Below are 22706 nucleotides of genomic sequence, written 5' to 3' on the forward strand. Positions count from 1 at the left end.
CTCAGCCTGGGCATGAAAACGCCCCAAGAGGTACATGAAAAAGCCAGCCCCCATAAGGCGCTGGCTTCAACAAAAACCGTCAACGTATTTTAGGACGGGTCACGGTTGTCCCGTCCTGAAATACGTTATTTCTTCAACCTGGCAAGGTGAGGACGGCACCCCGAATGCCCACCTGATGGTCCCGGGCATCCGTGGCCAACCTGTGTTCCACAAAAAAAGCGGCCCTCAGGCCGCTTTTCTGCAGAGCGTCACCGCCTTAGTGGGCGTGACCGTGCTCCTGCTCTTCATCGGTTGCTTCGCGGGTTTCAACCACTTCCACGTCAAAGTGGAGGGTTTCACCGGCCAGCGGATGATTGGCGTCGATAGTGACAGTTTCATCGTTCACTTCGACAACACGAACGATCTGGGGACCGCCCGGAGTCTGTGCCTGGAACTGCATGCCCGGCTCGATGGTGTCCACGCCTTCGAAGGCGGAGCGGGGAACCGGCTGGATCAGCTCGTCGTTTTTCTCGCCGTAACCTTCAGCGGGATCAACAGAGACTTTGACCTGGTCGCCAGCGCCTTTCTCGTTCAGCGCATTTTCCAGACCGCCGATGATGTTCTGTGCACCTTCCAGATACGACAGTGGCTCACGACCTTCCACGCGGGAGGAGTCCAGCTGCTCTCCCTCATCGTTGGTCAATGTATAGTGAATGGTAACAACGCGAGGTTGGGCCATGGTTTCTCCTTGCATGTCGTAATGACTGTAAATGTAAATACGGTTGATCGAAAGTGATCTTGAACAGCCGGACTGCACAGAGGAACGGAACTAACGACCACCGGGTCTCGTTAGAGAGCCGGGCTCGGTAACAAGATCGAAAGTACAGTTTAACAAGTGTCAGACTGCCTTTTCTACCGTGTTACCCCATTGGTGGAGACGCCTGACCGGATTTCAACCGTTACCCACGTCAAAAAACTCACCCCCGCTCCATACTCCGAGTACCGGCTTGTCGCCAGAGTTCTTTTCGACCAGCAGATCCGCCAGTTCATAATAGGCGGCTGTTACCAGTCGCGCCTCCAGGCCTCTGCGGACATGGACCACCGGGCGCGGGCTGCCGTCACTGTCATAGGTTCCGACTTCCAGCGGATGCTCCCGGCCCAGTAACAGTTTCTCACCCACGTTGGTGGTTACCGCGAGCAACTGCTGCTCGCCCTCACCTTCCACCTCCAGGGTATGGGCGATAAGGGGGGCATCCTCCACCTGGATGCGCCACTTTTCCACCGGGGTCACCAGATAATAGTGACCGTCTTCTTCCCGACGCAGGATGGTCGAGAACAGCCGTGGAATGGCTTCACGCTGCATCGGCTCACCTTCGTGATACCAGCTGCCGTCGCGGGCGATCCGGATATCGATGTCGCCGGACAGTTCCGGGTCCCATTTTTCGATCGGCGGTAACGTACCGCCTTCCTGAGCGGCAGCCTTGACCTGTTCCTCGAGGCGCTTGGTGTCCTGGCTCATGGCAGAGTCTCCTGATAACCGGGGAAATGTTGTATGGAAGAAGTCATCTGCATGGATGATGGGGGCAGCGCCAGCACCTTGCAAGACCGGATAGCGGTAGCGGCCTGTAGGATCAGGGCAGGAATTGCGCTTTCAGGTCGGCGCACCCGGGCCCGACCACGGGCATGTCCAGGGCAACGGCCTGACTCGTCATGAACGGGATGCCGTGACGATGACCATCCACCAGCAGAGTGGAAAGCGCGCCAACCAGAGGCATGTGGGAAACAATCATCAGGCGGGAAGCCGGCGGCTCTTCAAGCAGCGAGTCCAGGCACAGCCCGGGATCATCGTCGGGAGTAAGGAAGGGCTTCTCCGCGACCCGGCAGTTCAGGATCTCGGAGACAATGGCCGCTGTCTGCCGGGCCCGGACCAGTGGGCTGGACCATATTTCGCGCGGGCGCCAGGGGGACCTGGCAATCTGTCGCGCCACCAGGGCACAGCCCTTGCGACCAGCCTCGGTCAGTTCCCGCTCCTGATCAATGGAATGCCAGCCTGCCTCGCCATGGCGCATCACCAGCACGTACATGGTCAGCCCTGCCCTGACAGGGTTCGCGGCAGGATGAACTCCACATCGGAATTCTGCACTGCCGTCATCAGCCCGTTGATGACCGCCTTGATAGAGGCGCCACCGTAGAGAATGTCGTACAGCCCCCTTACCAGTGGCATGTAGATGCCCACCGCTTCGGCCTTTTCCTTGACCAGTAATAAGGTGTGGATACCTTCCGCCACCTGACCCAGCTCGGCGACGGCATCATCCAGCTCGGCACCCTTGCCAACGGCATAGCCCACGCGGTAGTTACGGCTCTTGGAGGACGTGCAGGTCACCACCAGGTCGCCGATGCCGGCAAGGCCCATGAAGGTCATGGGGTTGGCACCGAGGCTGACCGCGAAGCGGCTCATTTCTGCCAGGCTGCGGGTCAGCAACATGGCCCGGGCGTTCTCGCCCAGATCCAGGGCTGCGGCCATGCCGGAAACGACCGCATAGATATTCTTCAGGGCGCCCGCAAGCTCCACGCCGTAGACATCCACGTTGGCGTAAACCCGGAAGTACTCGCAGCCCAGCAGGTCCTGTATCGCACGGCGTACTTCCGGGTCCTTGGCGGCAATAACGGTGGCGGTCAGTTCCCGGTTGACGATTTCGGCCGCCAGGTTGGGGCCACTGAGCACGCCAATCCGGGTGCGCGGAATTTCTTCCTGGAGGATTTCGCTCATCAGCTTGAACCCGTCACGCTCAACGCCCTTGGTGAGGCTGACCACAATCTGGCCAGGGGCGAAGTCGTTGGCATGGGTGCGAATGACCTGTCGGAAGGCCTTGCTGGGAATAGCGACAAATACGGCTTCTGCCTCCGCCAGTGCCTCCGCAAAACGGGTTGTCGGGCGAAGATCGCCTTCAATCCGGACACCGGGCATGTAACGGCTGTTCGTGCCCTGCTCGGTCAGTTCGCGGACCTGGTTTTCGTCTCTCATCCAGAAATGGACGGTATGGCCCTTTTCCGCCAGGATCTTGGCCATGGCCGTACCGAAACTGCCACCACCGAGGACGGCAACATGGCGCGCGCCGCCGGGTCCGGAGGGGAACTGCCGGGAATTCTGGGGGGATTGCCCGTTACCGGGCGACGTATTGTCAGACATAAGCTTCCGTTTCGGCCGCTGGGGCCTGTATGGGCTTCGTGCTTGGAATCAGCCCGGGTCCTCGCACTCAAGGGCACGCACCAGGTTATGGAATTCGTCCCGGTTGCGGCTGTTCAGGCCCATCAGTACCCGGTGGGCATCCAGCACCTTGTCCCGTACTTCCTGTTCGCTGGCGCGGAGTACGGGAATTTCCTCAAGTTCTTCGATGCGGGAGGCAGGCTCACGCACAATAATGAAAATCCGGTCGAACCCCATGGACGTAATGATGCGGGTTATGTCCGGATTGGTGGAAATCAGTGTTGGCAGAAAGTGGCTCTGCTTGTTGGCGGCCATGGCAATCTTCGCCAGCAACCCGAGGGTCGTGCTGTCAATGACTTCGGTTTCCGTCAGATCAATAACCACGGTCTTGAAAGCCGGGTCGGAGGTGATGGTCTCCACCAGGTTGTCCAGTGTCGAGCAAAGATTGAGACGGATCTCCCCGATAAATTTGAGGACGTAGATCCCCTGCTTCTCAGCCTGCAGAATCTTGTAGCCAGCCATGTCTTCTACTGCCAGTCATTCGACAAAACGGAAACGCCTGATGAGTCCATACTCATCCGGCACCCGCCGGCTTCCCGGCATCAGTGACGGATACGCCCTGTAAATCCGAATCGGTCACTGTTACATCAGTTACCGACACTATCGCGATATCGTCTGGTAGGTCTGATTTCCCCTCAAGGCGCAGGGCATCACTCAGCGATGCGATAGTCTGACGGCCTCCCGATACGAGTTCAAGTAGTTGCTGTTCCTTTTTATCCAGGTTCGCATCGTCCAATACCTCGAGGATACCATCGGAGAACAGGAAAAGGTGAAACGGCTCGGGCAGGGACAGTTCGAACTCCTCCCATTCGGGGTCTTCGAACAGCCCGACCGGCAAGCCGGACCCTTCCAGAAAGTGCGTTTCGCCTCCCCTGAACGAGATCGCCGGCATTGGAAAGTGCGCCCCTACAGCGTAACGCAAGGTTCTGGCTGAGGATGAGATTATGCCCACAAATACCGTGACGTGCTTGCCCAGACCGGTATCGAGCAGTTCCGAGTTGATACGCTGGAGGATCCGTTCCGGATAGAGGATATCGTCGGAGGAACCACGGCGAAGGTTCCTCTGCAGCCGGTTGGTCAGGTTTTTCAGTAACACGGTCACGAAGGCCGAACTGGCCCCGTGGCCAGACACGTCGGCAATGTAGACCAGGGTCTGGTCATCGGAAATCCGGAAATAGTCGAGAAAATCACCGCTCAGGAACAACGACGGCTTGATCAGGTAGTCAAGGGCCAGGCCGTTCACCATCACCTTGTGATCCGGCAGCATTTTCAGCTGTACCTTACGCCCTGCCCGCTGATCCGCCCTGAGTTCGGAAATACCCTCCCGCAGGTCGGTGTTCGCCTCTTCAAGCTCCTGGCGGTAAAGGCGATTGAGCCGGTGTATACGGACCCGGTCAAACAGGCGCCCGAGTACATCCTCCACTGCTGTCTTGTCGGTCAGGGGCTTGAGCACGAAATCCACCGCGCCGGCGCGCAATGCTTCTATAACCTCGTTGGCCGTGGTGACATGGGAGAAGGCAATCAGGGGCAGGAAATCACCATCATGGGCAAGCCCGGAGGTAAGGTCGCTGATGGTTTTCGGTGGCAGGTCCGCAAAGATCACGTCCGGCGGATCGTCATCGAAGAGCTTCCGGGCGTCGGCAATACTGCTGTAACCGTGCACATAAAAACCACGCGAAACCAGGTAACGATCCAGATCCGCTCGCGCGGCGTCGTCCGCATCGATAATAAGTATGCGCTCAGTGCGCGCTGTCATGCTTCGGCCTTTATGCGTTGGTTGTGCCGGATAACCGTTTTTTTCATATTCAGCCACGGCTTATACCGGGTATTCTGGCACGGTGCTGTGATATAACAAGTACCTCAGTGTTTTCCCTGCGAGGTTTAATCATGCGCAAGGCGGTCAATGATCTTCTCGGTGCCTATGACAAGATCATCATGGATCCGGTTCACGGGGGCATCCCCCTCTATCGTCACGAAATACGGGTTATCGACCACCCCCTTTTCCAGCGCCTGCGCAATATCTGCCAGAACGACATCCTGAGCCTGGTTTTCCCGGGTGCCACCCACTCCCGGTTTCTGCACAGTGTTGGTGTGATGCACGTGGGCGGGCGAATGTTCCGCGCCATGATTGACGCCTATCTGCGGGAACGGCAACTCAGCGAGCAGGTGGACCTGACCCTGAGCCAGCTCGACGCCATCGATTACCTGGCGAAAACCATACGGCTGGGCTGCCTGCTACACGACAGTGGCCACTCCAGCTTCTCCCACCAGTTCACCCAGGCCCGTCGCATTCACGATCTGATGGCACAGCCGGGCCGGTTTGAGCAACTCTGGGAAGGCGCGGACTATCACCGGTATTTCAAAGAGGTACCGGCGGAACTTGAGCACGAACATTACTCTGTAAGGGTCGCCCACGACATTCTCACCAGCATCGATCTGGATCAGGCAGGCCTCTACCTTGAGGATGTCATGGGTATTATGGAGACCACCCAGGTGACCCCCAGTGAGGCTTTCTGCCGCCACGCCCATACGTTCTGGGAATTCATCGCCGGCGGTGACTCCGATGCCGGCCGGCTGCGCAACGCCGACATCCCCAAGCTGGTGATGGATATGCTGTCATCCATCGTGTCCGGAGAGATCGACGCTGACCGCGCCGACTACATGCTGCGGGATGGCTTCCACTCATCGGTAACCATTGGTGGCTTCAACCTGGACCACCTGCTCAGTAACCTGCGTTTCGGCTGGGACAGCCGCACACCCTGGCTGGGGCTGGCCATCACCCACAAGGGTCTGGGGGCGCTGGAGGACTTCGTCTACAGCCGCCACCAGATGTATCGCAAGGTCTACGCCCACAAGACCGCGCTCGGCTTCGACTGGCTGTTGCGGGAGGCCATCAACGAGGCCCTGGAGGATCCGGAGATCTTCGACTGGGTCAACACCTGCCTCAGTGACATCGGATACTTCGCCGACCTCACCGACAGTTTCTTCTGGGAGGCCTTCCGGCGTATTGCCCGGCGACGTCCGGCCAGCTACTCCCGCTGCATTGTGGACCGGGTCAAGCTGCGCCACCTGGACACCCGGGAAAACCTGGACCCGGACGAACTGGGCGCACACCGTCACTGGCTGGCCCGTGAGCTGTCCCTGCCCCCGAGGGACGTGGTGACCTGCACCATGCGGGCGAAGTTCTCACGGATCGGTGAGAGCTTCGACGGCATCCAGGTACTGGTAAGGGACCCCATTACCCGCAGCCGTCGCCTGCAGCGTATCAGCGACGTCAGCGCCTTCTTCAGCAAGTTCGCCGACGGCACCATCACCCACTTCTACCTACGCCCCCGGGAAGTTACCGGGGTTGCGCAAGGTCACTGATCAGGCCTTCCGCCTGAAGCCGGCTGATCAGACCGGCGGCGCTGTTGAAGGCGCCCTCCACGCGACCGCCATCGAGCCAGTCACCGGCAACCGCGATGCGCTGATCGGCAAACCACAGGTGGCCCTGAGCCGTTCGGGCCCTGGGCTTGGCATAGAGCCAGCGGTGCACCAGGAAATTGTCCGGTTGGGCGGTAACGCCACTGCAGCGGAGGAACTCCGCCAGCAGGGTCTCGCGCACCTGATCAGGGGCCATATCGGTGTTGGCGTCTGACCAGTCCGGGTCGCCGTGGAGCACCCACCACTCCCCGTCGTCGTCCCGGCCAGGCTTGCTGGAGTTATTGGCGGCCCAGTTCAGCAGGGAGCTGTTGGGCATGAACCCCTCGACCCCGGCGCCACTGCCCTGGGGGAAATGGACCACAACCGTCCAGCAGGCCTGCATGCGGCTGATGCGGATGTTGAGGTCATCGGCGAGTTCCGACAGGCCACTGTCTGTCAGCAGCTCGTCAGTCTGAGCCGGTGGCGGTGTCAATACCACGGCATCGTAGCCGCCATGGGTACCGCCCTCCGTGTCCGTCAGTGTCCAGAGCTCCTGGTCATTCCGTTGCAACCGCGCTATGCGAACACCGCTTCTGACGTCCAGCCCAGCTGATATTGCTCGGGTAATCGCCGACATACGGGGTATACCAACAAACCGCTGAGCCGGCCGCATGTCCTGCCAGCTGCCCTGGTCATCCTGATACCGGAACCGCCCCTGCCATTCGCCCCAGCAGTCGTTGCCGGCATACTGCTCAAGGAATTGCCTGAAGGCGGGGTTTCGTACGGTAAAATACTGGGCACCAATGTCCGCTGAGCCATCGGCGGGCGCCGGCAGGCGCTTGGCCGCCATACGGCCACCGGGGCCACGACTCTTCTCGAACAATGTAACCGCCACCCCCGCAATGCGAAGCTCCGTGGCCGCCACCAGGCCAGCCAGGCCTGAACCAACGATCGCCACCTGACGTAAAGGAGTATGAGACTTCCGGGAATCAATCATGGTTTCTGAAACATCCAAAACGTTGGTCACCAACGTAGAAACAGTTGTCGTAAGTGCAGCCTGGGCTGCCTGAAGGTTTTTAACTTTGAATAGGGTTGTATCTGCATGACCAGAGTCTACTCCTGGCTCACGAACATTCTCAGATGGTTCGATTCGGAAGCCGGTTCGGATCAGCTTGACCAGTCGTCACGACAATTCAATCTGCTGAGGGTGCTTCCATTTGTTGCCCTCCACCTGATCTGCCTGCTGGCATTCTATACCGGCGTAAGTACCTTTGCGGCGGTCTTCGCCCTGGCCTTCTTTGCGGTCCGGATGTTTGCCATTACCGGCTTCTATCATCGTTACTTCTCCCACAAGACCTTCCGCACCAGCCGGGGGTGGCAGTTTGTCTTTGCCCTGATGGGCGCTTCCGCGGCTCAGCGGGGGCCCCTGTGGTGGGCAGCCCACCATCGGCACCACCACCAGCACTCCGACCGGGAGGATGACCTGCACTCCCCCCACCACGGTGGTTTCTGGTGGTCCCATATGGGGTGGTTTACCTGTGACGCCGGTTTCCGCACCGATCAACGGCGGGTAAAGGACTGGCTCCGCTACCCGGAACTTCGCTTTATCAACCGTTTCGATGCCCTCGTGCCGGCATCCTGCGCCCTGCTCATCTATCTGCTCGGCGAAGCGCTCGCGGCCTGGGCACCCCACCTGGGCACCAACGGCCTTCAGTTACTGGTCTGGGGCTTCTTCATTTCTACGGTCGTGTTGTTTCATGCCACGGTGTCGATCAACTCCCTGTCTCACGTCTGGGGTTCCCGCCGATTCGAAACACCGGACGACAGCCGTAACAACCCGTGGCTGGCATTGATCACCTTTGGTGAAGGCTGGCACAACAACCATCATCGCTGGCCCCAGTCCGCCCGCCAGGGTTTCCGCTGGTATGAAGTCGATCTCACCTATTATGGGTTATGGCTGCTGTCGAAGATCGGCATCATTCACGATCTCAAGCAGGTGCCAGAAAGCGTGCGGGAAGAAACCCGTCGCCTTGACCAGCAACGGAGGAACTCATGACCACGCAACCCACATTCGGTACCGCTATCAACATTCACCAGAACGAATCCGTCGCTGGTACGGTGGAACGCTTCCAGAGGCTGTTCAATACCCTCTGCGCCGGCAATATGGCCGGGCTGGGAGATGTATACAGCCCCCATGTCCGCTTCATGGACCCATTCGAGGCCATAGAAGGCCTGGACGAACTCAGGGCCTATTTTGACAAGGTGTATTCCAACGTCACAGCTTGCCGGTTCATTTTTGGTAATGTCTTGATCAGTGACAATAACGCCTGCATCGAATGGACCATGCACCTGACTCATCCCCGGTTGCGCCGGGGGCGCGAAGTGACGGTTCAGGGCATCAGCCGGCTAACCATTGCAGAAGGCCGTGTAGAGTTCCACAGGGATTATTTTGATGCCGGCGAACTGCTTTACGAGAACCTGCCGGTACTCGGCTCCGCCATTCGCCTGGTGAGGAGCTTCGCCTCATGAGCCGCTTCCTCGAGCAGCCTTCCACGGTCTGGCTGACCGGCGCCACATCCGGCATCGGTGAGGCCCTGGCACACCGGCTGATTGACGATGGGCATTCGCTGGTGGTAACCGGCCGCCGCGAGGACGCCCTTGAGAAACTGGTGCAAATGGCGCCAGAGCGAGTCACCACGGCGGCGGCCGACACCACGGACACCAGGCAGCTCAGTGACGTCGGCGCCGTTCTGGACCGGGGCGGACCGGTGGACGTGGTCGTCCTCAACGCAGGCACTTGTGAATACCTGGATATCCGGCACTTCGACAGTGAATTGATCGGGCGCAATATTGAGACCAACGTGATGGGGACCGTTCGCTGTATCGAGCAGGCACTGCCCCGCCTAAGACGCACCCGGCGTCTCGGAAAACCTGCCGCACTGGTGATTGTGGGCTCGTCTGCCTGGTGGTTCCCGTTCACCCGCGCCGAGGGCTATGGTGCCTCAAAGGCAGCGCTGGCCTACCTCGCCCAGTCCCTGCGGGCCGACCTGGCCCGCGAAGGTATCGACGTGTTCCTGGTCTCTCCCGGGTTTGTGAAAACCCCCCTGACTGACCGGAATGATTTCCCCATGCCGTTCCTGATCCAGCCGGATGACGCTGCAAAGCGTATTACAGAGGGCCTTAAAAAAGGCCGTCATAGCATTGAATTTCCTAGACGTTTTACCTGGACTATCCGGATGCTTGGCAACCTGCCCCAGGTGCTGATTGACCGTATGGCCGCCCGCATGGCGCGCGAATCTTCCGAGGAACACCGATCAACATGAGCAACACACCCCAACGCATAGCCGTCATCGGCGCTGGTGTATCCGGCCTCACTGCCGCCTGGTTGCTGGCGGAACACCACGACGTCCAGCTGTTTGAAGCAGGCGACTACGCCGGCGGCCATACCAACACCCGCGTGGTCGAGGCCAGAGGCCGTCAATGGCCGGTCAATACCGGGTTCATTGTGTTCAATGACTGGACGTATCCCGGCTTTATCCGGCTGATGGACCGGCTGGGCGTGCCCCACGAAGACAGCGACATGAGTTTCAGTGTCGACTCACCCGCCAATGGCCTCCAGTATAACGGCACCAGTCTCAACACCCTGTTTGCCCAACGCAGGAACCTGGTCAATCCACCGTTCCTGAAGATGGTCCGTGAAATCCTGCGGTTCAACCGGCAGACCCGAAGTGACCTGGAAGCCAGACTGCTGGATGATTCGGAAACGCTCGGGCAATACCTGCACCGCCATGGATTTTCCCGCTATTTCCGGGATCACTACATCGTGCCCATGGGGGCCGCGATCTGGTCCGCGCCGGAGATTGTGCTGGAACAGTTCCCGATCCGCTTCTTCCTGCAATTTTTCAACAACCATGGCATGTTATCCGTGGATGACCGCCCCCAGTGGCGGGTCATTTCCGGCGGCTCGGCGCAGTATGTGCAGCGCATGATGGACCGGCTTGGTGATCGTACTCACCTGAACAGCCCCGTAGAGCGGGTAACGCGGCATGAGGACGGCGTCACCGTGCGTATCAAGGGTGAGAACCTGCCCTTCGACCAGGTGATCCTGGCCTGCCACAGCGACCAGGCCCTGGCCATGCTCGCAGACGCCTCGGACGACGAGACCGGCATCCTGTCCGCCATTCCCTATCAGGATAATGATGTGGTCCTGCACACCGACAGCTCCGTGTTGCCATCAAACCGCCGCGCCTGGGCAGCCTGGAACTACTATCTTCCCGACCAGGCGGACCAGCCGGTATCGGTGACTTACAACATGAATATCCTGCAGAATTTCCATAACGCGCCGGAAACCTTCTGCGTCACCCTGAACCGCAGCCAGGATATCGACGACAGCCTTATTATCGAACGGTATCGCTACGCCCACCCGGTGTTTTCCCTGGACGCAGTGGCTGCCCAGAACCGCTACCATGATATTGGCAACCGTAACCGTACCCATTTCTGCGGCGCCTATTGGTTCAATGGTTTCCATGAGGACGGGGTACAGAGTGCCCTGAGGGTGGCGGAGGCCTTCGGAGTATCCCTATGAGCGGGCCCACAGCTCTGTCCAGCAGCTGGCTTAGCGGGACCGTCCGTCACCGGCGCCACTCGCCCGCTGCACATGCATTCAGCTACAGAACGGGCATGCTGGCGCTGGACCTGGACGAATGGGATCGGTTCGGCGATACCAGTTCGCTGGTGTCCGTCGGTCGTTTCAACTGGCTGTCACTGCATCGACGTGACTACCTGGACCCTACCGTTCCGGATCTGCGTCAGGCGGTGGCCGACAGGGTCGAGGCAGCCACGGGGTGGCGGCCCGATGGTCCGGTGGAGCTGATCACCCACCCAAGGCACTTCGGCTATGTGTTCAACCCGGTCAGCTTCTATTTCTGCTACCGCGCGGGTGACCAACCGTCACAGGGTGCTGTCCCTGCGGTCATCCTGGCGCAGATCACCAATACCCCCTGGCATGAGCGCCATGTCTACTGCCTGGATGTGGGTGACGACATCCTTTCAACCAGCCAGGGCTGGCAAACCGTGAAGGCGGGTTTCTCCAAGCGCTTTCACGTCTCGCCATTCAACCCCATGAACCAGACCTACCAGTGGACCTTCAGCTTCCGGGGGCCGGAACTCCGTATTCACATGAACGTCAACCGCCCCGCCGAAAACGGACAAACCGAAAGCCGGGTTTTTGATGCCACGCTGGTGGTCCGGCGCACCCCGGTCACACGTAAAACCATTCACAGCAGTCTGCGCCGGTTTCCGGTGGAATCCTTCAAGGTGGTTGCCGGCATCTACTGGCACGCCCTCAGGCTCAGGCTCAAGGGAGTACCGTTTCATACTCACCCGGACAAACTGCCCCATGACCACCCGCAGCGTGGACTGGGGCGCGATGACCGGGGCCTGGAACTGGTTTCCGCCGATCAATCCGAACATCAGTCCGCGGGTACTACCCCCACGAGGATCAGTTCATGGAGAACATAGAAAACGCTTCCACGACCACCAGCGATAGCCGTCTGCCCACCATCAGTCGCTGGGCCCGCTCCATCGTGCTTGGTCAGCTGCGCCAGTTGGGTTCCGGTCAGCTGATCGTTCGCGAACCCGGCGCCGCTAGGCAGATCTTCGGCGACGGCAACCCGAGCTGGCCGGTGGCCCAGATCGACATCCATGATCACTCGGTATGGCGAGACCTGCTGACCGGTGGTGGCATTGGCGCGGCTGAGGCTTATGTAGCCGGAGACTGGAGCACGCCGGACCTGACCGCATTGCTGAGATTCTTTACCCGCAACGTGGATACCATGAACGCCTTTGAAGACCGTTTCAGCTGGCTTACCAAACCGGCTCTGAAGGGCCTGCACTGGCTGAACCGCAACACCCGGGTCGGATCCCGGAAGAACATTTCCGCCCACTATGACCTGGGTAACGAGCTGTTCAGCCTGTTTCTGGACCCCACCATGATGTATTCGTCGGCGGTCTACCCGCGGGAGGATGCCGGCCTGGACGAAGCCGCCACCTATAAGCTGGACCTGATCTGCCGGAAACTGGACCTGAAACCGGGAGACCGGGTGATCGAAATTGGCACCGGCTGGGGTGGATTCGCCATTCATGCGGCCGCGTACTACGGGTGCCATGTCACCACCACAACCATTTCCGCGGAACAGCTTGCCCTGGCCAGGGAAAAGGTCCGGCAGGAAGGTCTGGAGGACCGCGTCACCCTGCTCTTCGAAGACTACCGCGACCTGGAAGGCCAGTTTGACAAGCTGGTCTCCATTGAAATGATCGAAGCGGTGGGGCCGCAATTCCTCGACAGCTATCTGCGGCAGATCAGCACCCTGCTCAAGCCCGATGGCCTGGCGCTGGTACAGGCGATTACCATGCCGGAGCAACGCTACCGGCGGGCCCTGAAAAATGTGGACTTCATACAGCGCCACATCTTCCCCGGCAGCTTTATTCCTTCCTTCGGAGCGATCCTGGACTCGGTTCGCCGGGAAAGTGATCTGGTGCTGACTCACGCCGAGGATTTCGGCTTCCACTATGCCCGCACCCTGCGCGACTGGTGTGAGCGTTTCCTGGCCAATAGCGGCGAAATGGAAGCGCTTGGCTACGATGAGGCCTTCCAGCGCCTGTGGCATTTCTATTTCGCCTACTGCGAGGCGGGATTCAGTGAACGGGCCATCGGCGTCAACCAGTTGCTTCTGGCCAAGCCAGGTAACAAGCGGCCGCATCTGGTCGCCGATGCCATTCAGGGCTGATAAACATGGCATCAGACACCAGTACCGCCCTTAAAGTGGTTAACTTTGCCCTGTTCCAGGCAGGCTGGCTGGCCTGCGTGCTGCTGACCAATGCCTGGGCCGTGGCGATTGCGATCGGTGTGGTTGCGTTTCACCTGGCTGTGGTCAGCGTGCGCCCCGCCGCGGAGGCACGCTTCATCCTGCTTGGGGTAGTACTGGGATCCCTGCTGGATGGGCTGTGGTTCAGCACCGGCATGATCGAGGACGGTGCCGGGAGCACCTGGACCCCACTGTGGCTGACAGCCATCTGGGCACTGTTCATGACCACCCTCGCCCACTCCCTGGCCTGGATGCATCAGCGAATCTGGCTACCCTTCGTGTTTGCGCCGGTAGCGGGGCCCCTTGCCTACCTGGCCGCCAGCAAGCTGGATGCCGTCACCCTGCCCGCTAACACGGTGTCTATCGCCGCACTGGCGGTTGGCTGGCTGGTTATCTTCCCGCTGCTTATGACCATTCAAAAGCGGCGTTTTGCGGAGACTCTGGCATGAAACCATTGGCCGTTGTAGCGGGTATTTTCGGCTCACTGATGACGTTCCAGTCCTTGGCCCAGGGGCCAGAGATGGTTTTCGAGGGCATTGCAGCCGTCCCCGGCGGCACGCAGACACTCTACCGGGAACAGCATCGGATCAGCGGAGCCTGCGTGGACGGCCAGTGGCGGCCCGACCAACACCGTGTGGACTACCTGCGTCCCGGGGCTTCAGAGGCTTTTGCATCCAAGCGACTCGATTATCCCGCCAGTCTGCTGCAACCAGAGGTGGACTTCCGCCAGCCCGGGTTTGGCGAACGCCTGCGGGTGTCGGTCAGTGATGGCTCCCTGGGCGTCCAGTGGTCAGCGGGCGACGAGCAGCGAGGTGACTGGACCCTGAGTATCACGGAAGACCTGGTGGTGGATGCCGGCTTCGACCACTTTATCCGCAAGCACTGGACCACCGTCACCTCAGGGGAAGCTGTCGAATTCCGCTTCCTGGCACCGACCCGAGGCGAGGCCTACAGCTTTGTTCTGGAACCCGCCCCGCAGGCGATCCCCGGAGCCGACCACAGCTTCCGCATCCGCCCTGGCGGGCTGATCATGCGCCTGGCGGTGGACCCCATCCGCCTGGGCTACCGGGAGGATGGCTTTCTCACCCACTACGTGGGCCTGGGGAATATCCGCCGCAATCAGGACGAGAACTACCAGGTGGCCATTCGTTACTCCCTGGACTCGGCCCCGCCCTGCCCTCTGCTGCCACCTTCCTGATCCTGCCTTGGCCTGTGCCCACGCTGTGGTAGACTGCCAGCAGCATCCCCAGCGAATGGCAGACCCGATTCCATGAAAGTTGTTTCCTTCAATGTCAACAGCATACGCATGCGGCTGCATCAGTTGCAGGCAGTCATCGACGAGTTCAATCCCGACATCATTGGCCTCCAGGAAACCAAGGTTAATGATGACCAGTTTCCCGTGGCCGAGGTGGAAGCCATGGGCTACCACGTCCACTTCCATGGTCAGAAAACCCATTATGGCGTGGCTCTGCTGTCCCGGCAGGCGCCGGAGGAGGTCCACATGGGATTTCCGGCGGATGGCGAGGAGGCCCAGCGCCGCCTGATCCGGGGGCGGTTCAACATAAACGGGGAAACCGTCAACGTGATCAACGGTTATTTCCCCCAGGGGGAAAACCGCGAGCACCCGGTCAAGTTTCCGGCCAAGGAAAAGTTCTATCACGACCTGATGGCCTTGCTGGATAACCTGAAGAAGGGCAAGGGGCATATCCTGTTGATGGGCGACATGAACATCTCGCCCACGGACCGGGACATCGGCATTGGCGCAGACAATGCCCGGCGCTGGCTGCGCACGGGCAAGTGCAGCTTTTTGCCAGAGGAGCGGGAATGGCTGGCCCAGGTGGAAAGCCGGGGTCTGACCGATGTCTTCCGCTACCTGCACCCGCAGGAAGACAACACCTTCAGCTGGTTCGACTACCGCAGCCGTGGCTTCGAACGGGACCCGAAACGCGGCCTGCGTATTGATCTGGTCATGGCCAGCGACGACCTGCTTGCCAGAGCCCGGGCCGCCGGTGTCAGTTACGACATCCGGGGCATGGAAAAACCTTCGGACCACTGCCCGGTCTGGGCGTCTTTTGATCTATAGGTCGCCATGGCCAGGGAGACGGCGGTGAAGGTAAAAACCCGTGAGCGGATACTGTCCACCAGCCTGGGGCTGTTCAATGAGATCGGGGAGCCCAACGTTACCACCCTGCTGATCTCTGATGAAATGGACATCAGCCCGGGCAACCTCTATTACCACTTCCGCAGCAAGTCAGACATAGTCGGCGAACTGTTCGGACAGTACAAAGCCGACATGGATGACCTGCTGGCGATTCCGCCAGACGTCGACGTGGGGCTGGATCAGCTGGGTTTTTTCCTGCACCTGCTGTTCGAAACCCTGGAGCGTTACCGCTTCCTGTACCACGACCTGGTGAATATCCTGACGCGGTACCCGGACCTGAAGGCCAGCTTCCGGAAAATCCTCAAGCGCAAGGAGAAAGGCTTTCGTATTCTCTGTGACAGCCTGTCGCGGCAGCATCATATGTCACTGGACCAGCCCTCCCTGGACGCACTGTGCGAACAGCTGACGCTAACCGTCTGCTACTGGGAGAGCTTCGACAGCCTGAAGGAGCTGGGCAACCGCAACGGAATGGACCCGGCACGGGGTGTCTACCAGGTGTTCTATCTGCTGATGCCACACCTGACGGTAAGTGCAGCCGGGGAACTCAGATTGCTGGCAGAGGATTATCTGCGGTAACCGCCTATTCCTCCTCGTCCGATCCGGGCGACACGCCACCTACAGACCGGGAGCCTGAACTGTCCTGCTCCGCCAGCTTCTGCTCCAGTTCAGCAACCCTTTGCTCCAGCCGTTCCAGGTCTTCCCGGCGGGGAATACCGAGACGCTTCAGGGCGCCGGCGACGCGTTCATCAAACATGGTTTCCAGACGATCCCAGGTACCTGTTGCACGATCCCGCACGTCCTCTACCCTGTGCTCCACCGCCCTGACCTGCCTTTCCACCAGCCCACGGGTCTTGGTCTCGATTTCTTCACCCTCGTGAACCAGGCGTTCGAAAAAGCGACCGGCGTCCTCTTCCGCCTTGGTGTAGGCACCGAGCCCCGCCAGCCAGATCTGCCGGGCGGAATCCCGGATACGACCGGCCATCAGCGAATCCTCATCCGCCTTCGGTACCGGAGTCCGGGTTTGCTTTGAGGGGCGTTTCTTGTCGGTCATAAAAACCTTGTCCTTCCGGGGAGTTAAAACCAGGCGTCTGCGCGGTAGACATCACGCCAGGCGAGATTATCCCACTTTGAGACCGTCCTGACGGTCATTTGAGGCGCATGTGGTTCCTGGTAACGAAACTGGCCCTCAAAAGGGCCCAAAGTGGGGCGGCCGCCATGGTGCCGCGCAGCTTCCCAGTCTATTACATTGGCCCGTACAAATCATTGAAGACGCCTCCTTCTGACGGACGGCAAGACAGTTTAACTATAAGACTGCTATTTATATTCAAAAACGGTTTTAATGTTTTACCGGGAGTTCCTTGAACTGTTCAAATTATGGTCAATACTGAAACTGACTGGCATCTCAGCTGATGCCGGTTTGTCTGGAAGTCTTTCATGGATACTACTCGCACGCCTCTGCCCGGCCCTTGAGCCGGGCTTTTTTGTCATCATCACCGGATTTTCCCGCCGCTTTTACGTACAAGTCGCAACCCAAGCACTTTGTTCTATGCTTAGTATGTTTTATTATAAGGAGACAGAGCGGCATATCGCCATGCTCCCCAAGCCATAGCAGGAAGGAATGATGATTGACATTGCCTGGAACCATTTCACCCCCTGGTCCGCACTGGCTGGCGGGCTGGTGATCGGGGTGGCCGCATCACTGTTCGTACTGCTCAACGGGCGGATTGCCGGCATCAGCGGCATACTCGGGGGTCTGCTGACGCCCGCCAGCGGCGATGTGCGCTGGCGCATCGCCTTTCTTGCCGGAATGATCATTGCCCCCTTGCTGTGGGCAACCGTAGCCACCCTGCCCCCGATCGAAGTCAACGCCAGTTACCCGGTTATTGTTGTCGCCGGCCTGCTCGTGGGTATCGGTACCCGTTATGGGTCCGGCTGCACCAGTGGCCATGGCGTGTGTGGGCTGTCGCGGTTCTCGCCAAGGTCACTGTTGGCAACCGGCGCGTTCATGCTCGCGGGCTTCGTCACCGTCTACCTGGTTCGCCACGCCCTTGGCGTCTGAATTATCCGGAGGAGTCGTTATGCGCTTTACCCTTGCGTCCTTTATTGCGGGTCTTGTGTTTGGTCTTGGTCTGCTGCTATCGGGCATGGCCAACCCCGAGAAGGTTCTTGGCTTTCTTGACCTGGCTGGTGCCTGGGATCCATCCCTTGCCCTGGTGATGGCCGGCGCCATTGCGGTGGGGGTTTTCTCCTTCGCCGTTGCCCGCCGTCGGCACCGGTCGTTTCTGGGATTTGATATGAAACTGCCGTCGAGCAACGATATCTCCTCACGGCTGGTGATTGGCAGCCTGATGTTTGGCGTGGGCTGGGGGCTGGCTGGCTTCTGCCCCGGACCGGGGCTGGTCGCGCTGGGTGCCGGTGAACTCAGGGCCGTGGTCTTTGTCGCCTCGATGGTCGCCGGCATGGGCCTGTTCCAACTGATCGAGAGGCAGCGGCAAGCGTCCTGATAGTCGCTGCCGCAAGTACAGCCGGCTGTGCTGCCCGGAGGATTTCTGTAGAATTCCGTGTACACCACCGGCAAGACCGAACGCAAGCCAGCAGCATTTGAGAGACAACAGCCTATGGACATTCGCAAGATCGATGACTCAATCTCCGTTGCGCCCCAGATAACGCCGGACCAGGTAGCTGAAATCGCCCGCCTGGGCTTCAAGACCCTGGTGGCGAATCGCCCCGATCAGGAAGAGCCGGGCCAGCCCGCCATGGCAGATCTTGAGGCGGCCGCCCGGGAGCATGGCCTGGCGTGGGTATACCTACCGGTAGAATCAGGCAACATCCTCGACGAGGACGTGGATGCTTTCGCTCCCATGTTCGAGCAGGCAGAAAAACCGGTACTCGCTTTCTGCCGTTCCGGAACCCGTTGCAGTGTGCTCTGGGCGCTGAGCTCCGCCCGTCGCAAACCCCTTGAGCCTATTATTCAGCAGGCCGGTCAGGCCGGGTATGACCTGCGGGGCCTGATCCCGAGGCTCCAGCAACAGGCGTCAACCCACCAGGATTGATCTTCGCCGGTGGTCACGCCGTATAACCGGCTCTGGCAACATCCCCATATTCACCACACGTTTCCCGAGGATTACTGGCCCCATGAGCTACAAGGGTGAGGACGAATTCCGCCACGACCGGCCATCGCGCCTGGGCATACTGGTCACCAACCTGGGCACACCGGATGCCCCCACCACCAGCGCACTGCGCCGCTACCTTGCGGAGTTCCTGTGGGACCCGCGGGTGGTGGAGGCACCACGTCCGCTGTGGTGGCTTGTACTGCACGGCATTATCCTGCGTATCCGGCCGTCACGGTCCGCGAAAGCCTACCGGTCGGTCTGGCAGCCGGAGGGCTCGCCACTGCTGATCCACACCGCCAATCAGTGCGACGGCATTCGCACCGCCCTTCAGCGCAAGTACGGCGACAATCTGGTGGTGGGCTTCGCCATGCGCTACGGCAACCCCTCCATTACCAGCGTACTGGACCAGATGCAGAGCCAGGGGGTACGCCAGCTGCTGGTACTGCCACTGTACCCCCAGTATTCGGCGTCCACCTCCGCCTCCACCTTTGATGCCATTGCGGCGGATTTCACGCGACGCCGCTGGCTACCGGACTTCCGTTTTATCAGCCATTACCATGACTTCCCACCCTATATCGAAGCCATGGCCAGCCATATCGAGGCGCACTGGAACCGCAATGGCCGCAAGGACAAGCTGATCCTGTCCTACCACGGCGTGCCCCGGAAATACCTTGACCGGGGTGATCCCTACCACTGTGAGTGCCACAAGACCTCGCGCCTGCTCGCCGAGCGTCTGGGCCTCTCCGCCGACGATTACATGACCACCTTCCAGTCCAGATTCGGTCGCGAGGAGTGGCTGCGCCCCTACACCGACGAAACCATGAAGTCGCTGCCTTCCGCGGGCGTGGAATCCGTGGACGTATTCTGTCCAGGATTCTCCTCTGACTGCCTGGAGACCATCGAGGAAATCAACGAGGAGAACCGGGAATATTTCATGGAGGCCGGCGGCAGGCAGTTCGAGTACATTTCCGCCCTGAATGCCACCGAGGGCCATATCGAAGCCCTGGTGCAGCTGATCGAGCAGAACCTGGAGGGCTGGCCGACACCTTCCAATGACCCGGCAGCACTGGACGCACGCCGGGAACGTGCCGAAGCAGTCAGACAGCAGCTTGGATGGTAGACTGGTAGTCAGACATCAAGGCGCTCTCCAAAGTACTTGCGAGAGCACGATCTGACAGGACGCCCGCAATGAAACTGAACTGCGATCTTGGCGAGAGTTTCGGGGCCTGGACCATGGGCCAGGACGAAGCGGTCATGCCCTATATCGACATGGCCAATGTGGCCTGTGGCTTCCACGCCTCCGACCCATCCATCATGGCGCGGACCGTGAGCCTCGCCCTGGAACACGGCGTCCAGATCGGGGCCCATCCGTCCTACCATGACCTGGCGGGCTTCGGCCGCCGCTCCATCCAGCACACCGCGGAAGAGATCCGTGGGCTGATCTGGTATCAGCTGGGTGCCCTGGAGGGAATCTGCCAGGCTCACGGTACCAACGTGGAGTACGTCAAACCCCACGGCGCGCTTAACAACGATATGATGCAGGATCAGGATACCCTGAAGGCGGTCATGGAAGCGGTGGCATCTTATCGCCAGGGCCTGCCGCTGATGATTCCCGCAACCGTCCATGCCCGGGCCCATGAATCCCTCGCAGACGCCGTTGGCCTGCCGCTGATCTTCGAAGCCTTCGCCGACCGTGCCTACGATGACAATGGTCGCCTGGTCTCCAGGAAACAGCCCGGCGCCGTCCACGAAGACCCCGACACCATCATTGCCCAGGCGCTGACGTTGGCCAGCAACGGGGGCCTCCATAGCATCAGTGGCCAGTGGCTGACCCTGAAGGCCGACAGCCTGTGTGTGCATGGGGATAATGTCCATGCCCTGGCAGCGACGCGTGCCATCCGCAAAGCCCTGCGCCAGGGCGATACCACCGGCTGATCATCATGTCGGTTGCGCCGTTCCCCGATATACAGCCAATCGCTGAAGACGCCGTGCTGCTGACCTTTGGCGACGCCATCGATCCTGACCTGACCCCGGTTATCGCAGCCTGGTGCGGGGCCATCCGGCAACGCTTTGGCCGAAGAGTAACGGACCTGGTGCCGTCCTACGCGACCATTACCGTGTACTACAACCCATTAACGTCTGACTTTCGATTTATTATCAGTGAGCTACGGGCGTTATATGACAGTCTGCCTGAAGCAGGAGGCCAGGCAGAAGCACAATCCATAGAGCTGCCCGTGTGGTATCACCCTTCCGTCGGCCCCGATCTGGAGCGACTGGCCAGCGCCTGCGAACTGAGTGTGGATCAGGTCATCGAGAAGCATACCACCACGGCCTATCAGGTATACGCCCTGGGCTTCAGTCCGGGGTTCGGGTTTATGGGGCTGGTGGACCCCGCCATAGCCCACCCCAGGCTCGAGCGCCCCAGGGTCCGTGTACCCGGGGGCAGCGTCGGTATCGCGAACCGGCAGACTGCCGTCTATCCCGCGCCTTCCCCCGGCGGCTGGCAACTGATTGGACGTTGCCCGACACAACTGTTCAGCGAGCAGGATCTGGCATTGCTGTCCGTGGGCGATACCGTTCGGTTCCGCGCCATTGACCATGCTACCTTCCTGTCTCTTGGCGGCGACGACACCCCTTTCATTGAGGAGGCCCGCCAATGACTGCCCTGATGGTGACCAAGTCCGGCCCCCGAACCACCGTGCAGGACCTCGGGCGAAGCGGATACCAGCACCAGGGGCTCTCTCCGGGCGGTGCAGCCGATCTGCGGTCCTTCCGCTGGGCCAATCATCTGCTTGGCAATGGTACTAACGCCGCATGCCTGGAAATTACCCTCGGCGGCTTCACCGCAACGGCGCGGCAGCCATTGTTTCTTGCCATCACGGGTGCGGACTGCCAGGGGACCGTGAACGGCAAGCCGATTCCACATTGGGGTGTCTTCTTCATAGAAGCAGGTGACGAGTTGGAGCTGAGCACGCCATCCTCCGGCTTGCTTACCTATCTCGCCGTCGTCGGGGGCTGGCAGACCCGCGCCTTCTGTGGCAGCCGATCCTGTGTCAGTCGCGAGGGGTTGACCGATCTGGGCGTGCTGGCCGCCGAAACGGCGCTTCCGGCCATGGAAACACCGGCTGATCTCGACATGGACGCCTGCCTGAAACGCGAGGTGCCGGCGCAGGTCCGCTGCGAACTTGAGAGCAATGCCCCCCTCAAGCTCATTCCAGGCCCCGAATATCCCACCTTTTCGAACCTTGACCGGGCCCGTTTCCTGAGCGCCTGTTACACCGTCGGCCATCAGTCGGATCGTATGGCCTATCGCCTGGATGGCCCCGCCCTTCAATCCGCTGGTGGCATTGTTTCAAAGGGAGTGACCTGCGGAACGGTTCAGGTGCCGGGCGACGGCAAGCCCATGGTGTTGCTCAATGACCGCCAGACCATCGGTGGGTATCCGATTATCGGCACCGTGGCCCGACTCGATTGCGGGCGGCTGGCACAAAAAAGACCCGGCGAGCCCGTCGAGTTCCAGTGGGCTGATGTGGCCGACTGCCAGTCGGAACGACTGCTCTTCGAGCAGCAGTTCAACATGACCCCATGGGCATCCTGAGGATAGCCGGTTGGCAGACACTGAACGGTTTGCCCTGTGCCGACGCCATCAACTGGCCCAACATCTATTACGCCTTCACTGAACGGGAATTCTATAGGGTACCGTGCCCGCAGGGCGTTGACAGTCAAAAACATTCCGGTATCATGCACGTCGCTGTCGCAATGGCAGCGACAATATGGATAAACGGTGGGCTGGCAGAGTGGCTGAATGCAGCGGTCTTGAAAACCGCCGAAGGTTAGTAGCCTTCCCGGGGTTCGAATCCCTGGCCCACCGCCATTTTTCTTCTCCCTGATTCCCTATCCCCTACCCGGTTTTTTGC

The 22706-nt window shown here is 60.1% G+C and carries 26 protein-coding genes and 1 tRNA gene; 19 read left to right on the top strand and 8 right to left on the bottom strand.

All coding sequences use genetic code 11. The features are described 5' to 3' along the window. Positions 1-256: 256 nt before the first annotated feature. The 6 genes from ACFOZ5_RS15545 to ACFOZ5_RS15570 all read right to left on the bottom strand — a co-directional run bounded on the left by ACFOZ5_RS15545 (position 257) and on the right by ACFOZ5_RS15570 (position 5003). Positions 257-718: an FKBP-type peptidyl-prolyl cis-trans isomerase gene (locus ACFOZ5_RS15545; RefSeq protein ID WP_379888944.1), complete on the bottom strand. Its 462-nt coding sequence runs from the start codon at positions 716-718 to the stop codon at positions 257-259. 213 nt (positions 719-931) lie between these two features. Further along, positions 932-1498 (bottom strand): DUF1285 domain-containing protein, encoded by a 567-nt coding sequence (locus ACFOZ5_RS15550; RefSeq protein ID WP_379888946.1) that lies wholly within the window; start codon positions 1496-1498, stop codon positions 932-934. Positions 1499-1610: 112 nt separating this feature from the next. After that, entirely contained in the window at positions 1611-2063 is a 453-nt protein-coding gene (locus ACFOZ5_RS15555; protein ID WP_379888948.1) for a SixA phosphatase family protein, read from the bottom strand. Positions 2064-2065: 2 nt separating this feature from the next. Further along, positions 2066-3169, bottom strand: coding sequence for an NAD(P)H-dependent glycerol-3-phosphate dehydrogenase (locus tag ACFOZ5_RS15560; protein ID WP_379888950.1), 1104 nt, complete (start codon positions 3167-3169; stop codon positions 2066-2068). A gap of 48 nt (positions 3170-3217) precedes the next feature. Continuing rightward, the gene (locus ACFOZ5_RS15565; RefSeq protein WP_379888952.1) at positions 3218-3709 is read right to left on the bottom strand and encodes an STAS domain-containing protein; all 492 of its coding nucleotides are present in this window, start codon (positions 3707-3709) and stop codon (positions 3218-3220) included. A gap of 52 nt (positions 3710-3761) precedes the next feature. Next, positions 3762-5003: a PP2C family protein-serine/threonine phosphatase gene (locus ACFOZ5_RS15570; protein ID WP_379888954.1), complete on the bottom strand. Its 1242-nt coding sequence runs from the start codon at positions 5001-5003 to the stop codon at positions 3762-3764. A 131-nt stretch (positions 5004-5134) separates the two neighbouring features. Between ACFOZ5_RS15570 and ACFOZ5_RS15575 the strand changes: the two genes are divergently transcribed. Then, a complete protein-coding gene (locus ACFOZ5_RS15575; RefSeq protein WP_379888956.1) occupies positions 5135-6613 on the top strand; it encodes an HD domain-containing protein in 1479 nt (492 codons plus the stop codon). Here the strand turns inward: ACFOZ5_RS15575 and ACFOZ5_RS15580 are convergent. Further along, positions 6588-7646: an NAD(P)/FAD-dependent oxidoreductase gene (locus ACFOZ5_RS15580; RefSeq protein WP_379888958.1), complete on the bottom strand. Its 1059-nt coding sequence runs from the start codon at positions 7644-7646 to the stop codon at positions 6588-6590. The two genes, ACFOZ5_RS15575 and ACFOZ5_RS15580, sit on opposite strands and share 26 nt — an antisense overlap. Positions 7647-7751: 105 nt before the next feature. Between ACFOZ5_RS15580 and ACFOZ5_RS15585 the strand changes: the two genes are divergently transcribed. The 10 genes from ACFOZ5_RS15585 (at position 7752) to ACFOZ5_RS15630 (ending at position 16252) form a co-directional block, all read left to right on the top strand. Continuing rightward, positions 7752-8705 (top strand): acyl-CoA desaturase, encoded by a 954-nt coding sequence (locus ACFOZ5_RS15585; protein WP_379888960.1) that lies wholly within the window; start codon positions 7752-7754, stop codon positions 8703-8705. Continuing rightward, complete coding sequence (locus ACFOZ5_RS15590) at positions 8702-9178, top strand: nuclear transport factor 2 family protein (RefSeq protein WP_379888962.1); 477 nt, start codon at positions 8702-8704, stop codon at positions 9176-9178. Before ACFOZ5_RS15585 ends, ACFOZ5_RS15590 begins: the two co-directional genes overlap by 4 nt. After that, positions 9175-9972, top strand: coding sequence for an SDR family NAD(P)-dependent oxidoreductase (locus ACFOZ5_RS15595; protein ID WP_379888964.1), 798 nt, complete (start codon positions 9175-9177; stop codon positions 9970-9972). Before ACFOZ5_RS15590 ends, ACFOZ5_RS15595 begins: the two co-directional genes overlap by 4 nt. Beyond that, positions 9969-11234: an NAD(P)/FAD-dependent oxidoreductase gene (locus ACFOZ5_RS15600; RefSeq protein ID WP_379888966.1), complete on the top strand. Its 1266-nt coding sequence runs from the start codon at positions 9969-9971 to the stop codon at positions 11232-11234. The genes ACFOZ5_RS15595 and ACFOZ5_RS15600 overlap by 4 nt, the downstream gene beginning before the upstream one ends. Then, positions 11231-12169: a DUF1365 domain-containing protein gene (locus ACFOZ5_RS15605; protein WP_379888968.1), complete on the top strand. Its 939-nt coding sequence runs from the start codon at positions 11231-11233 to the stop codon at positions 12167-12169. Before ACFOZ5_RS15600 ends, ACFOZ5_RS15605 begins: the two co-directional genes overlap by 4 nt. Next, positions 12157-13437 (top strand): class I SAM-dependent methyltransferase, encoded by a 1281-nt coding sequence (locus ACFOZ5_RS15610; protein WP_379888970.1) that lies wholly within the window; start codon positions 12157-12159, stop codon positions 13435-13437. Before ACFOZ5_RS15605 ends, ACFOZ5_RS15610 begins: the two co-directional genes overlap by 13 nt. A gap of 5 nt (positions 13438-13442) precedes the next feature. Then, on the top strand, positions 13443-13964 hold the full coding sequence (locus ACFOZ5_RS15615; RefSeq protein ID WP_379888972.1) for a DUF2878 domain-containing protein: 522 nt from the start codon (positions 13443-13445) through the stop codon (positions 13962-13964). Beyond that, positions 13961-14713 (top strand): hypothetical protein, encoded by a 753-nt coding sequence (locus ACFOZ5_RS15620; RefSeq protein WP_379888973.1) that lies wholly within the window; start codon positions 13961-13963, stop codon positions 14711-14713. Before ACFOZ5_RS15615 ends, ACFOZ5_RS15620 begins: the two co-directional genes overlap by 4 nt. A 72-nt stretch (positions 14714-14785) precedes the next feature. Further along, complete coding sequence (gene xthA / locus ACFOZ5_RS15625) at positions 14786-15598, top strand: exodeoxyribonuclease III (RefSeq protein WP_379888975.1); 813 nt, start codon at positions 14786-14788, stop codon at positions 15596-15598. Positions 15599-15622: 24 nt separating this feature from the next. After that, complete coding sequence (locus ACFOZ5_RS15630; protein ID WP_379888977.1) at positions 15623-16252, top strand: TetR/AcrR family transcriptional regulator; 630 nt, start codon at positions 15623-15625, stop codon at positions 16250-16252. 4 nt (positions 16253-16256) lie between these two features. Here the strand turns inward: ACFOZ5_RS15630 and ACFOZ5_RS15635 are convergent, their stop codons facing one another. Beyond that, entirely contained in the window at positions 16257-16727 is a 471-nt protein-coding gene (locus ACFOZ5_RS15635; RefSeq protein WP_379888979.1) for a phasin family protein, read from the bottom strand. A 570-nt stretch (positions 16728-17297) separates the two neighbouring features. On the opposite strand from ACFOZ5_RS15635, the gene ACFOZ5_RS15640 reads away from it, so the two are divergent. The 8 genes from ACFOZ5_RS15640 to ACFOZ5_RS15675 all read left to right on the top strand — a co-directional run bounded on the left by ACFOZ5_RS15640 (position 17298) and on the right by ACFOZ5_RS15675 (position 22663). After that, complete coding sequence (locus ACFOZ5_RS15640; RefSeq protein ID WP_379888981.1) at positions 17298-17735, top strand: YeeE/YedE family protein; 438 nt, start codon at positions 17298-17300, stop codon at positions 17733-17735. 19 nt (positions 17736-17754) lie between these two features. Continuing rightward, complete coding sequence (locus tag ACFOZ5_RS15645; RefSeq protein ID WP_379888983.1) at positions 17755-18180, top strand: DUF6691 family protein; 426 nt, start codon at positions 17755-17757, stop codon at positions 18178-18180. A gap of 114 nt (positions 18181-18294) precedes the next feature. Further along, positions 18295-18729, top strand: coding sequence for a TIGR01244 family sulfur transferase (locus tag ACFOZ5_RS15650; RefSeq protein WP_379888985.1), 435 nt, complete (start codon positions 18295-18297; stop codon positions 18727-18729). An 82-nt stretch (positions 18730-18811) separates the two neighbouring features. After that, positions 18812-19909, top strand: coding sequence for a ferrochelatase (hemH, locus tag ACFOZ5_RS15655; protein ID WP_379888987.1), 1098 nt, complete (start codon positions 18812-18814; stop codon positions 19907-19909). A 68-nt stretch (positions 19910-19977) separates the two neighbouring features. Further along, positions 19978-20724 carry a 5-oxoprolinase subunit PxpA gene (locus ACFOZ5_RS15660; protein WP_379888989.1) on the top strand — a complete coding sequence of 249 codons (747 nt, stop codon included), beginning with the start codon at positions 19978-19980 and terminating at the stop codon, positions 20722-20724. Between the two features lie 5 nt (positions 20725-20729). Next, entirely contained in the window at positions 20730-21449 is a 720-nt protein-coding gene (gene pxpB / locus ACFOZ5_RS15665; protein WP_379888991.1) for a 5-oxoprolinase subunit PxpB, read from the top strand. Further along, complete coding sequence (locus tag ACFOZ5_RS15670) at positions 21446-22387, top strand: 5-oxoprolinase subunit C family protein (protein ID WP_379888993.1); 942 nt, start codon at positions 21446-21448, stop codon at positions 22385-22387. The genes pxpB and ACFOZ5_RS15670 overlap by 4 nt, the downstream gene beginning before the upstream one ends. Positions 22388-22572: 185 nt before the next feature. Beyond that, positions 22573-22663, top strand: a tRNA-Ser gene (locus ACFOZ5_RS15675). Positions 22664-22706: the final 43 nt, after the last annotated feature.

Source organism: Marinobacter lacisalsi (assembly GCF_042651045.1).
Lineage (GTDB): Bacteria > Pseudomonadota > Gammaproteobacteria > Pseudomonadales > Oleiphilaceae > Marinobacter > Marinobacter lacisalsi.